Here is an 11,844-nt window from a genome sequence, read left to right on the forward strand (position 1 = left end):
CGTATCTCCCACTGACAGCGCATTCGCGCGAAGCAAAATCAGTTAGAACCGTTCTAAGGTGCCCGACGAAATCCGTCAAGTATATCCCGGCACCGTTTGGAAAAAAGACAGGACCAAAGCACACATGCCCGAGGTGATTTTTCCCGGACCCGAAGGCCGCCTGGAAGGCCGCTACCACCCGCAAAAGGAAAAAGACGCACCGATCGCAATCGTGTTGCACCCGCATCCCCAATTCGGCGGGACCATGAACAACAAGGTCGTCTATAACCTGCACTATGCGTTCTACAACATGGGCTTTACCGTTTTGCGGTTCAATTTCCGCGGCGTCGGGCGCAGCCAGGGCGAATATGATCAGGGCGTGGGCGAGCTGAGCGACGCGGCCTCGGCGCTGGATTACCTGCAGTCGATGAACAACAACTCGAAACATTGCTGGGTCGCGGGCTTTTCGTTTGGGGCCTGGATCGGAATGCAGCTGCTGATGCGTCGCCCCGAGATCACCGGGTTCATCAGCGTATCGCCCCCGGCAAACATGTATGACTTTTCCTTCCTGGCGCCCTGCCCGTCTTCGGGCCTGATCATCAACGGAACCGCCGACCGCGTGGCGCCGCCCGCCGACACCACGTCCCTGGTCGGAAAACTGCACGAGCAGAAGGGGATCACCATTACCCATACCGAGGTCGAAGGCGCGGATCACTTTTTCCAGGATCAGCACATGGATACGATGATCACCGATGTCAGCGACTATGTTAAACGCCGCCTGACCGAGACCACGCGGTAATGACGGACACCATCACCCATCTGGCCGCCAAATTGGCCGAGGACACGATGAAGGTCATGGATGAAACCGGCCAGGACCGGTTCTATGTCGAGGTGGGCGATGTTCTGGGGGCGGCCTCGCAGTCGCTGGAAGAGGCCTACCTGACCGAAATTCGTGTGCGCCTGGCCGAACGCAAGGCCCGGCAGTTCCTAGTCAAGCGCCTGTCGGAACATCGATCCAAGCTCAAGGCGATTGAAAAGCAATGACCGACCGGCTGTCTGCGCAAGTTGCGTTTCTGAAACAGGCAGACAGGTTGAAAACGGTCCAGAGGGCGAATGTCCTTCTGGATCAGTCCCGCCCCGAAAATTCGGCCGAACACAGCTGGCACCTGGCCTTGTGGGCCTTGGTCATGGCGCCTTTTGCGGACCCTGGCACCCGCATTGACCGCGTCATCCAGATGCTGCTGCTGCACGACCTTGTCGAGATCATCACGGGCGACCACCCCATTCATCTGCAAACGGATTGGCAGGCGGTGGCCCGCGCGGAACACTCTGCCGCACAGCGGATTTTCGGCATACTGCCCCCCGATCAGGCCGCCACATTCCTTGCGCTGTGGCACGAATTCGAAGCTGACGAGACCACCGATGCGCGGTTTGCCAAAAAGCTGGACCGGTGCCAGCCCTTGTTTCAGGTGCTCTGCGCCGCGCGGCCCCGCCCCGACCATCTTGAGGTTGTGCGCGCCAACCTTGCAGAGGGCCGCGCAGCATATCTGAGCGACGCATTCCCGCAGGCTTACGCCTATGCGGTGTCGTTGCTGTCCGGCACTGCGCCGGACACATCCGACGCGTTCATCCAGCGCATCCCGTTCCTGGCAGAGGCCGACAAGTTGAAATCGGTGTTGCGCGCATCGCGCCTGTTGTCTGAGGACCGGTTCGAAAACTCGGCCGAGCACAGCTGGCACGTCATGCTGCACGCCTGGGTTCTGGCCGAATACGCCCTGCCCGGCGTGAAAATCGACCGGGTTGTTCAAATGCTCCTGCTGCATGACATTGTCGAAATCGACGCAGGCGACAACCCGATACACGGCGCTGTCGATCACGCCGCCCAAGCCGCAACCGAAGAGGCCGCAGCCGCACGCCTGTTTGGCCTGCTGCCCCGCGATCAGCACGACGCGTTCTTGAAACTGTGGCACGAATTCGAAGCAGCCAACAGCCCGGACGCCCGGTTTGCCAAAGCAGTAGACCGGGTGCAGACGCCGATTGCCAACCTGGAAACGGGCGGCGGATCATGGGTGGATTACAGCGTGACACTGGCCCAACTGGAAGACCGGGTCGGTGTTCCGATTGAACGGGGCGCGCCGCGTTTGTGGGATTGGCTGCACCCGAAGCTAAGGGCGCATTTCGCACAAGTTGACGCCACGACCGGCACCTGATCGTCGGCGACCGTCCCCTGAAAAAAATGAAAAAGGAGCCCGAAAGCCCCTTTCCCAAATTTTTATCAGCGACGCTTATACCGCTTGATCATTCAATCGTTCAAAAATTTGGGCTGCGTCTGTCTCGACGGACCCCCCGCCTGCAAGCCACCCTAGCGCCACGATGATTGCCGAAGCAAATATGACGGATTTCGCAAAAGTCGTCATTGTTCAAAACTCGTTAAAAAGGAAACTAATACGCGCTCTGAGTATCACGGGCGTGGCGTTTCCCATAGTCGGGTTTACCTGACCCCACGGAAACGTGTTCTCACTATCCAGGGCGCTGGCCAGCGCAGGCAAACGGGGCAAAAACGCTTGCCCCGGACGACAAGGTCGTGATCAATCTGCCCGAAACCCTGCGGAGCGAACCCAAGATGCCCAAGGCCTATTTGATTCTTCTTCTGGCGGTCGTTGCCGAAACAATCGGAACAACGGCTTTGCAGGCCAGCCAGCAGTTCACGCGGTTCTGGCCGTCGGTTCTGGTCGTGGTCGGATACGGCTTTGCGTTCTACCTGATGGGTTTGACGCTGCGGGTGATGCCGGTGGGCATCGTCTATGCAATCTGGTCGGGCCTGGGCATCGTGCTGATCGCGTTGATCGGCTTTGTCGTTTTCGGGCAAAGGCTGGACTGGCCGGCGGTTCTGGGGCTGACCCTTATTCTTGTGGGCATCCTGGTCATCCATCTTTTTTCTGACACGGCCACGCATTGATGTCCGGTTAGGGCTGGCATATTTGCGCGGGCCGCGTTATGGGCGCGGCAACTTCCCGTTCAAAGGCTGACCTCTCATGGACCTGCGCAACATCGCAATCATCGCTCACGTGGACCACGGCAAGACGACTCTGGTCGATGAGCTGCTCAAACAATCCGGCGCGTTCCGGGAAAACCAGGCCGTTTCAGAACGGGCCATGGACAGCAATGACCTGGAGCGTGAGCGCGGCATCACCATCCTGGCCAAGGCCACGTCGGTGGAATGGAAAGACACCCGTATCAACATCGTCGACACGCCCGGACACGCCGATTTCGGTGGCGAAGTTGAACGTATCCTCAGCATGGTGGACGGGGTTGTCCTGCTGGTGGACGCGGCCGAAGGTCCGATGCCGCAAACCAAGTTCGTCACATCCAAGGCGCTTGCGCTGGGGCTGCGCCCGATCGTGGTGCTGAACAAGGTCGACAAGCCCGATGCCGAACCCGACCGCGCGCTGGACGAATGTTTCGACCTGTTCGCCAACCTCGGCGCCGATGACGAGCAACTGGACTTTCCGTCCATGTATGCGTCGGGCCGTTCGGGCTGGGCCGATATGGAACTGGACGGCCCGCGCGCCGATCTCAGCGCGCTGTTCGACCTGATCGTCGACCACGTCCCCGCGCCGGCCCAGACCGCGCACAAGGATGAACCGTTCCGCATGCTGGCCACCACGCTTGGCAGCGACCCGTTCATCGGGCGCATCCTGACCGGCCGTGTCGAAAGCGGCACGCTGAAAGCCGGTGACAGCCTCAAGGCGCTCAGCCGCGACGGCACGCTGATCGAGAATTTCCGCGCCACCAAGATCCTGGCATTCCGCGGCCTGGCCCAGCAGCCGATCGACGTGGCCGAGGCGGGCGACATCGTGACCATTGCCGGTATGAGCAAGGCCACCGTCGCGGATTCGCTTGTCGCCCCGCAGGTTGACGAAGCCCTGCCCGCGCAACCCATCGACCCGCCAACCATCACCGTGACCTTCGGCATCAACGACTCGCCGCTTGCCGGTCGCGACGGCAAAAAGGTCCAGTCGCGGGTGATCCGCGATCGTCTGATGAAAGAGGCCGAATCCAACGTCGCCATCCGCATCACCGACACACCCGGCGGCGAGGCGTTCGAGGTCGCGGGCCGTGGCGAATTGCAGATGGGCGTTCTGATCGAGAACATGCGTCGTGAAGGGTTCGAACTGAGCATTTCGCGCCCGCAGGTCCTGTTTCGCGAAGAAAACGGACAGCGCATGGAGCCCGTCGAAGAAGTCACGATTGATGTCGATGACGAATATTCCGGCGCGGTCATCGAAAAAATCACCGGCGCGCGTAAGGGCGAACTGGTCGAGATGCGTCCAGCCGGTGCGGGCAAGACCCGGATCATCGCGCATGTCCCATCGCGCGGGCTGATCGGGTATCACGGCGAGTTTCTCACCGATACGCGCGGAACCGGGGTTCTGAACCGGGTCTTTCACGGCTGGGTTGCCCACAAGGGGCCGATTCCGGGCCGCCGGGCCGGTGTGCTGATCTCGATGGAAAACGGTCAGGCCGTTGCCTATGCGCTTTGGAACCTGGAAGAGCGCGGCCGCATGTTCGTCGCGCCCCAGACCGATGTCTATCAGGGCATGGTCATCGGGGAACATTCGCGGGATAACGACCTGGAAGTGAACCCGCTGAAAGGCAAGAAGCTGACCAATGTCCGCGCCAGCGGGTCCGACGATGCCGTTCGCCTGACCCCACATATTCAATTCTCGCTGGAAGAGGCCATCGCCTATATCGACGATGACGAACTGGTCGAGGTAACTCCCAATGCGATCCGGTTGAGAAAACGCTTTCTCGATCCCCATGAACGCAAGCGGATGGCGAAATCAGCGTAACCTGCGTGTTGGATCGGCGCAAAAATTGGAAACAATGAACCCTATTGTGGCATTTTTGCGTCGAATCCAAAAATCATGAGAACCTGCGCCGCCTGACCCCACGTCACGTTTCAGCCCTGTTTTCATGGAACATTCAACTTTTAGGCGCATTAATTTCAATTCGATCTCTCTTTGCCCCCCTTGCAATTCCGGCCTGATAAAGGTGTATTCTTGGCCAAAGTGTGACGTCGTTCATAAACACCGCCGTTTTTAGCGTTCATAATGACGACGAATTTAGTAAAGAGTTAAAGGAGAAGCGCGATGCGCATTAAATCCCGTCTGTTATCCCTAGTGTTTGTGTCCGCAGCTCTGCCGATGGTTTCGACCGGCACCGTGCAGGCAGCCGACAAATGTACGGTTAGGACCGCCAAGCAATCCGTATCAACCGAAACCCTGTGCGCCTGCACTGTCGTTGACGCAAAGATGCTGCGTTACTTGCACCGCCGCGCGGATTTCGAAGACATTCTTGACCGCGTTCTGCAGCAATGCCCGGCATTTGCCGCGGCGCTGACCGACTTTCCCACTGCGTCGATCGGTTCGTTCACCCAAAGGTCCGGTGACGGTCCAGCGGACGAAACCGCCGGTGGTTCCGGCGGCAGCGGCGGAACCGGCGGGTCCGGTGGCAGCGGCGGCAGCGGCGGCGGCTCTGACGAAGGTGACGATGACGACAATGGCGGCAGCTCCGGTGGTGGTTCCAGCTCTGGCGGTGGCTCCGGCGACGGTGGTGGCTCCGGCGACGGTGGCGGCTCCGGCGACGGCGGCGGCGACGGTGGTGATGGCGGCGGTTCCGGCGATGGCTCGGGTGGCGCACCCGACCCCGGCCCCAATGCGGACCCAGTTGGCCAACCCGACCCGAGCAAATTGCTCTGACCCGCTGAACAAGGTTTTGTCAGATCAAAAGAACAGGGGCGAACTCAGGTTCGCCCCTTTTTCGTTGGCCTCAGGTTTTGGAACAGGTTCGGTCGCCTGAAATCAAGCCCTAGCTTTTTCCGTAAACGCCAACCCAGCGCCGCGGTTGCTTGGGGTCCTGCATCCGCAGGAACAGATAATTGGTCTTGGACCAGGGTTTGACCTGGCTGGTCAGGTTGTCCAGGATCAGATCGCCCTGGCTTGAGCGATAGACGAGAACGGCGTGCGAATTCCTGCGGGAATCCAGAACCGTCGCCAAAAGCAGCTTGCTAGGGTCAATCCCGGCCTGGATCAGATCGCGCTTTTTCAACAGGGCAAAGTCTTCGCAATCCCCGCCGCGGGACGTTGGCAATGCCCAAAGCTCACGGGTTTTGTACTGCGATTGATCCGTCACCGAAGGTGTGTTCGCGTTGACCTGACGGTTGATCTGCTTGACCAGGCGCAGCTCTTGCTGGCTGGACAGATTGATCGACCGCTTCTTGGCGCAGGCCCAGGTATATTCACGGCACAACTGCCGGGCCCCGGTCGGCGGGGGCGAAGACGCAAGCGCGGGAATAAAGGCAGGCTCTGCCGCCTGTGCAAAGGTTGGAACCGTCAGCGTGGCACAGACCAAGGCCAGCAGCGCAACAGCCCTGCCCGAGCCTGCGAAAACCTGCCCTTTCCGGGCGTCCAGTCTGGTGCCAATCGGTTTCATGCCTGTCCCTCGATCCATGTTCATCCGACAGATTGCTGCCAGTCCGGACCGTAACGCGTTTTCTGAAACTAACAGTAAACGGCACTGCCTGTGCAATCTTTCGTCAAGGTGAGTGGAAAAAACGGCGGAAATTCGTCACTTTTTGTGACCATTTACGTCCAGGAAAATGGCAGGCACGAACACAATTGGAACGGGAAAAACTTTTGCTCGCGCAAAACTATGCATCAACCATTTGTTTTTATGCAGTTATTTAAAGATTACGCAACGGAAAGCGACACGAAAAACCAGCCAGCGGAAACAATTCGCCAACATTGTTCACAGGTTTATGTCAATCTAAGGGGGTTCACCCTAAAAGGAGGAACCCCGCCGAATCTCACGAATCAATCTCGACCACGACCAGTTCCCGCTCACTTGCGCCGCGAGCGTGGCTCAGGGCCTGTTGATAGGCATCCGAGTGGTAACAATCGACCGCTGCCTCAAGTGATGGGAACCGCGCAACCACATTACGCGGCCGATCCTTGCCTTCCAGCTGAACATAGCGCGCAGCCCTTGCGATGAACGTGCCGCCATGACTGGCAATTGCCGGTCCGGCCAGTTCGGCATATTTGCCGTAAGCCTCGGTATCTGTCACCGTCACATGCGCAATCCAGAGTGCAGGCATCTTACCCTCCCAATAGTTTGGCCGCGGCTGCGATGGCCGCGTCCGATTTCGACGCGTCCCGGCCACCGCCCTGCGCCATGTCCGGGCGACCGCCGCCGCCCTTGCCGCCCAGTTCGACCACTGCGGCCTTGACCAGATCGACGGCAGAAACCGTGTCGGTCAGATCGGGTGTGACCCCGGCCGCCACGGCGGCCTTGCCGCCGGTGTCGGCGATCAACAGAACCGCCCCGCTGCCCAGGCGGCTTTTGTGTTCGTCAATCAGCGACGGCAGGTCCTTGCCCGACACACCGGTCAAAGCCTGTGCCAGGAATTTGACGCCGTTCACATCGCGGGCCTCGGCTCCGCCGCCCTGGCCTGCACCGCCCGCCATGGCAAGGTCGCGACGCAATTGCGCCACTTCGTTCTGCAAGGACTTGCGTTCATCCAGCAGGGATTTCAGCCGCGACACCACGTCATCAGGTTGCGCCTTCAACTCAAGCGCGACCTGCGCAACACGGTGATCCTGGGCCGAAAGATAGGTGAACGCCGCGTCGCCGGTCAGCGCTTCGATCCGCCTGACACCGGCGCTGCTGGCGCTGTCACCAAGCACAACAAAGGTGCCGATATCGCCGGTCTGGCGCACATGGGTCCCGCCACACAGCTCGATCGACCAAGTTTCCCCGTCCTGCCCTTTGCCGGTCGGGGCCTTGCCCATCGACACAACGCGCACCTCGTCCCCGTATTTTTCGCCAAACAAAGCCTGGGCACCCAAACCCCGCGCATCATCCGGGGTCATAATCCGGGTCTCGACCACCGAGTTTTGGCGGATGAATTCGTTCACATCACGCTCGACCTTCTGAATTTCTTCCAAAGACAGAGCCTTGGAATGGCTAAAGTCGAAACGCAACCGGTCGGCGGCATTCAGCGACCCGCGCTGCGCCACATGATCGCCCAGCGTTTCGCGCAGCGCTTCATGAAGCAAATGCGTGGCCGAGTGGTTGGCCCGGATCGAGCTGCGGCGCGCATGGTCGACTTCAAGCTCAACCGCATCGCCCGTGGACAGCGCGCCGCTGTCGACGGTGACCTTGTGGGCGTAAACCTTGCCATCGGCGAATTTGCGAGTGTCTTCGACCCGCGCGACATTGTCGCGATCATCAAGCCTGCGGATTTCACCGGTATCGCCAACCTGGCCACCGGCCTCGCCATAAAACGGCGTCTGGTTGACGATCACCCAGCCTGTGCCACCCTGCCCGATCTTGTCGGCCAAGGCGCCGTCGACGACAAGCGCGGCAACCTGGCCCTCGGCCTTTTCGGTCTCGTATCCCAGGAAATCTGTCGCGCCAGCCAGGTCCAGAACGTCGAACCACACAGCCAGATCCGCGCTTTCGCCCGAACCCGACCAGGCCGCACGGGCCTTGGCCTTCTGCTCGGCCATGGCGGCGTCAAACCCGTCCGTGTCAACGGTGCGGCCCTTTTCGCGCAGCGCGTCCTGTGTCAGGTCCAGCGGGAAACCATATGTGTCATACAGCTTGAACGCCGCCTGTCCGGGCAGCGGGGCGTCCTGCGGCAAACCGGCCACCTCGTCGTCCAGCAGTTTGAGCCCACGGTCCAGCGTTTGCTTGAACCGGGTTTCCTCCAGCAACAGCGTTTCCTCGATCAGGGACTGGGCCTGACCCAGTTCGGTATATTGCGCGCCCATCAGTTGCACCAATGTCGGCACCAGGCGGTGCATGACAGGGTCCTTGGCCCCCAGCAAATGCGCGTGGCGCATCGCGCGGCGCATGATCCGGCGCAGCACATATCCGCGCCCGTCATTGCTGGGCATGACCCCGTCGGCAATCAGGAACGAGGTCGACCGCAGGTGATCCGCGATAACACGGTGATGCACGTTCTGATCCCCGTAAGGATCAACACCCGTGGCCCCGGCGGATGCCTCGATCAGGGTCTTGAACAGATCGGTGTCATAATTGTCATGGCTGCCCTGCAACAGCGCGCCGATCCGTTCCAGCCCCATGCCGGTGTCGATCGACTGCATGTCGAGTTCCACCATCGAACCGTCTTCGAACTGCTCGTTCTGCATGAAAACGATGTTCCAGATCTCGATGAAGCGGTCGCCATCTTCCTCGGCCGATCCCGGAGGGCCGCCCCAGATGTGATCGCCGTGGTCATAGAAAATCTCGGTGCAGGGGCCGCATGGCCCGGTGGGGCCCATCTGCCAGAAATTGTCGCTGGTGGCGATGCGAATGATCCGGTCTTCGGGGACGCCGACCTTTTTCCAAATCTCGAACGCCTCGTCATCGGTGTGATAGACGGTGGTCAAAAGGCGGTTCTTGTCGATCCCAAATTCCTTGGTGATCAGTTCCCAGGCAAAGGGAATCGCGTCGCTCTTGAAATAGTCCCCGAACGAGAAATTTCCCAGCATTTCAAAGAACGTATGGTGACGGGCGGTATAGCCGACATTGTCCAGGTCGTTATGCTTGCCACCAGCCCGTACACATTTCTGCGCCGTGGTCGCGCGCTGATAGTCGCGGGTTTCAACGCCGGTGAACAGGTTCTTGAATTGCACCATACCCGAGTTCACGAACATCAGTGTCGGGTCATTGCGTGGGACCAGCGGACTGGATGCCACCACCTCGTGCCCCTGATTTTCAAAGTAGTTCAGAAAGGTCGATCGGATGTCGTTCAGGGTTGGCATTGGGCTCTCTCGGCGCGCTTAATTCTTGATCCCCGCAGGTTTAGCCCCCAGCCCCCCTGGTGTCCACAGGTCACGCACTCGAAGCGGAACAAGGCGACCCTGTCGGGGCCGCCCTGTTCTGTTATCGTCCTCGGATCGCCCGTGCGTGCGCGGAAATACTCACGCACCCATCGCGTAGGCCTTACGCCTCAAGGATGTCATCCTCATCGGCTGCGCCCGGCGGCATGTCGAAATCCAGCCCATGCGCGGCGCGGATCTTGTCTTCGATCTCGAACGCGATACGGGAATTGTCACGCAGGTACTGCTTGGCATTCTCGCGCCCCTGCCCGATCCGTTCGTCGCCATAGCTGAACCACGAGCCCGACTTTTCGACCACGCCGGCCTTTACGCCCAGATCCAGCAATTCGCCCATCTTGCTGATGCCTTCGCCATACATGATGTCGAATTCAACCTGTTTGAACGGCGGTGCCACCTTGTTTTTCACGACCTTCACGCGGGTCTGGTTGCCGACCACTTCGTCCCGGTCCTTGATCGCGCCGATACGGCGGATATCCAAACGGACCGAGCTGTAGAATTTCAGCGCGTTGCCGCCGGTGGTGGTTTCCGGGCTGCCAAACATCACGCCGATCTTCATCCTGATCTGGTTGATGAAGATCACCATACAGTTCGAACGGCTAATCGAGCCGGTCAGCTTGCGCATCGCCTGGCTCATCAGCCGCGCCTGAACGCCGACATTGCTGTCGCCCATGTCGCCCTCAAGCTCGGATTTCGGCGTCAGCGCCGCCACCGAGTCGACCACGACCATGTTCACCGCGCCTGAGCGCACCAGCGTATCGGTAATCTCAAGCGCCTGTTCACCGGTATCGGGCTGCGAAATCAGCAATTCGTCCAGATCGACACCCAGCTTGCGCGCATATTGCGGGTCAAGCGCGTGTTCGGCGTCGACAAAGGCACAGACACCGCCACGCTTTTGCTGTTCTGCGATGCAATGCAGCGTCAGCGTCGTCTTGCCCGAGCTTTCAGGGCCATAAATCTCGACGATCCGGCCCATCGGCAAGCCACCGATCCCCAGAGCAATATCCAGGCCCAGCGACCCGGTCGAACTGGCGTCGATATCCTGCTTGGCGTCTTCGCCCAGCTTCATGATCGACCCTTTGCCAAACTGCCGTTCGATCTGCGCCAACGCGCTGTCGAGCGCCTTTTGCTTGTCTGCGTTTTTCTTGTCGCTCATCGTCAGAAGATCCGCCATTTTCCTGTCGCCTTCCCTTTTGTCACACCCTTGAACGGGCGGCAATCACTGCTTTGTTCGCCTCTTGTTCCTTATGAGATCAAAAAGAGAACATTTCAACTAAAACTTTCAATCTTCACTCTTCAGCAATTGTGTTAAAAACTCGTTTACATCAATCTGCTGTTAGTGACCCAAGCAAAGAGATCCCGCTAAATGCTTGTTTTCTACGAAGAACGTCTTGCCCTGTTGTCGCTGCCAAAAACCGGCAGCACCGCATACCAGGCGGCCTTGCGGGACCGGGCGGATATTGTCGTGACCGGACCGCCCGACCTTAAACACGCGCCCGTGCGGCGGTATGATCGGTTTTTCCAGAACATTTTTCGCAAGATGTACGATACGGAAATGGAAATCATGGCCATCGTACGCGAACCGGTCGATTGGCTGGGCAGCTGGTACCGGTATCGCAGCCGCGAAGACCTGGCAGGTCACCCCCATTCTACCCGCGGGGTAAGCTTTGACGGTTTTGTGCGTGCCTATATGGCCAAACCCTGCCCGCCCTTCGCCCATGTCGGAAGCCAAAGCGAGTTCTTTCGGACCCGCAGCAACGGCAAGGGCGCAACGCATATCTTCAAATACGAACACCAGGACCGGATTCTGGCCTTTTTGCAGGATCGGCTTGGCGGCGAAATTACCCTGGACCGGCACAACGTGTCTCCGGCTATGCCGCTGTCCCTGAGTGACGCCACCGAAACCGCCTTTCGCCAATCGCACGCGGCAGAGTTCGCCTTGCACTCCGCCGCGCTTTGA

The 11,844-nt window shown here is 59.6% G+C and carries 11 protein-coding genes; 7 read left to right on the plus strand and 4 right to left on the minus strand.

Going from position 1 to position 11,844, the window contains the following annotated elements; genetic code table 11:
- The first annotated feature begins 124 nt into the window (after window positions 1-124).
- From ACXAG8_RS01030 to ACXAG8_RS01055, 6 genes are all read left to right on the plus strand, one after another.
- Complete coding sequence (locus tag ACXAG8_RS01030; RefSeq protein ID WP_475221425.1) at window positions 125-778, plus strand: alpha/beta hydrolase; 654 nt, start codon at window positions 125-127, stop codon at window positions 776-778.
- A complete protein-coding gene (locus ACXAG8_RS01035) occupies window positions 778-1,023 on the plus strand; it encodes a hypothetical protein (protein WP_475221427.1) in 246 nt (81 codons plus the stop codon). Before ACXAG8_RS01030 ends, ACXAG8_RS01035 begins: the two co-directional genes overlap by 1 nt.
- Window positions 1,020-2,189: an HD domain-containing protein gene (locus ACXAG8_RS01040; RefSeq protein ID WP_475221428.1), complete on the plus strand. Its 1,170-nt coding sequence runs from the start codon at window positions 1,020-1,022 to the stop codon at window positions 2,187-2,189. Before ACXAG8_RS01035 ends, ACXAG8_RS01040 begins: the two co-directional genes overlap by 4 nt.
- 413 nt (window positions 2,190-2,602) lie before the next feature.
- Complete coding sequence (locus tag ACXAG8_RS01045) at window positions 2,603-2,938, plus strand: DMT family transporter (RefSeq protein ID WP_475222388.1); 336 nt, start codon at window positions 2,603-2,605, stop codon at window positions 2,936-2,938.
- A 76-nt stretch (window positions 2,939-3,014) separates the two neighbouring features.
- Window positions 3,015-4,832, plus strand: a complete 1,818-nt coding sequence (gene typA / locus ACXAG8_RS01050; RefSeq protein WP_475221430.1) for a translational GTPase TypA — start codon at window positions 3,015-3,017, stop codon at window positions 4,830-4,832.
- A 300-nt stretch (window positions 4,833-5,132) separates the two neighbouring features.
- On the plus strand, window positions 5,133-5,741 hold the full coding sequence (locus ACXAG8_RS01055) for a hypothetical protein (protein WP_475221432.1): 609 nt from the start codon (window positions 5,133-5,135) through the stop codon (window positions 5,739-5,741).
- Between the two features lie 109 nt (window positions 5,742-5,850).
- Here the strand turns inward: ACXAG8_RS01055 and ACXAG8_RS01060 are convergent, their stop codons facing one another.
- The 4 genes from ACXAG8_RS01060 to recA all read right to left on the minus strand — a co-directional run bounded on the left by ACXAG8_RS01060 (window position 5,851) and on the right by recA (window position 11,058).
- Window positions 5,851-6,498 carry a transglutaminase-like cysteine peptidase gene (locus ACXAG8_RS01060; protein ID WP_475221434.1) on the minus strand — a complete coding sequence of 216 codons (648 nt, stop codon included), beginning with the start codon at window positions 6,496-6,498 and terminating at the stop codon, window positions 5,851-5,853.
- A gap of 349 nt (window positions 6,499-6,847) precedes the next feature.
- The gene (locus tag ACXAG8_RS01065; RefSeq protein WP_475221436.1) at window positions 6,848-7,135 is read right to left on the minus strand and encodes a DUF1330 domain-containing protein; all 288 of its coding nucleotides are present in this window, start codon (window positions 7,133-7,135) and stop codon (window positions 6,848-6,850) included.
- A 1-nt stretch (window position 7,136) separates the two neighbouring features.
- Entirely contained in the window at window positions 7,137-9,809 is a 2,673-nt protein-coding gene (gene alaS, locus ACXAG8_RS01070) for an alanine--tRNA ligase (protein ID WP_475221437.1), read from the minus strand.
- A 181-nt stretch (window positions 9,810-9,990) separates the two neighbouring features.
- Entirely contained in the window at window positions 9,991-11,058 is a 1,068-nt protein-coding gene (gene recA / locus ACXAG8_RS01075) for a recombinase RecA (protein WP_475221440.1), read from the minus strand.
- A 192-nt stretch (window positions 11,059-11,250) separates the two neighbouring features.
- Here recA and ACXAG8_RS01080 point away from each other — a divergent pair, with 192 nt between their 5' ends.
- Window positions 11,251-11,844, plus strand: coding sequence for a gamma-glutamyl kinase (locus tag ACXAG8_RS01080; RefSeq protein WP_475221442.1), 594 nt, complete (start codon window positions 11,251-11,253; stop codon window positions 11,842-11,844).

Source organism: Ruegeria sp. ABD4_443, assembly GCF_056160865.1.

What these genes read in the sequence shown, in the direction of transcription:
- ACXAG8_RS01035 (WP_475221427.1), top strand. Translation starts at nt 778, where the DNA reads ATGACGGACACCATCACCCATCTGGCCGCCAAATTGGCCGAGGACACG.
- alaS (WP_475221437.1), bottom strand. Translation starts at nt 9,809, where the DNA reads ATGCCAACCCTGAACGACATCCGATCGACCTTTCTGAACTACTTTGAA.
- ACXAG8_RS01080 (WP_475221442.1), top strand. Translation starts at nt 11,251, where the DNA reads ATGCTTGTTTTCTACGAAGAACGTCTTGCCCTGTTGTCGCTGCCAAAA.
- ACXAG8_RS01055 (WP_475221432.1), top strand. Translation starts at nt 5,133, where the DNA reads ATGCGCATTAAATCCCGTCTGTTATCCCTAGTGTTTGTGTCCGCAGCT.
- ACXAG8_RS01045 (WP_475222388.1), top strand. Translation starts at nt 2,603, where the DNA reads ATGCCCAAGGCCTATTTGATTCTTCTTCTGGCGGTCGTTGCCGAAACA.
- ACXAG8_RS01030 (WP_475221425.1), top strand. Translation starts at nt 125, where the DNA reads ATGCCCGAGGTGATTTTTCCCGGACCCGAAGGCCGCCTGGAAGGCCGC.
- recA (WP_475221440.1), bottom strand. Translation starts at nt 11,058, where the DNA reads ATGGCGGATCTTCTGACGATGAGCGACAAGAAAAACGCAGACAAGCAA.
- ACXAG8_RS01060 (WP_475221434.1), bottom strand. Translation starts at nt 6,498, where the DNA reads ATGAACATGGATCGAGGGACAGGCATGAAACCGATTGGCACCAGACTG.
- ACXAG8_RS01040 (WP_475221428.1), top strand. Translation starts at nt 1,020, where the DNA reads ATGACCGACCGGCTGTCTGCGCAAGTTGCGTTTCTGAAACAGGCAGAC.
- ACXAG8_RS01065 (WP_475221436.1), bottom strand. Translation starts at nt 7,135, where the DNA reads ATGCCTGCACTCTGGATTGCGCATGTGACGGTGACAGATACCGAGGCT.
- typA (WP_475221430.1), top strand. Translation starts at nt 3,015, where the DNA reads ATGGACCTGCGCAACATCGCAATCATCGCTCACGTGGACCACGGCAAG.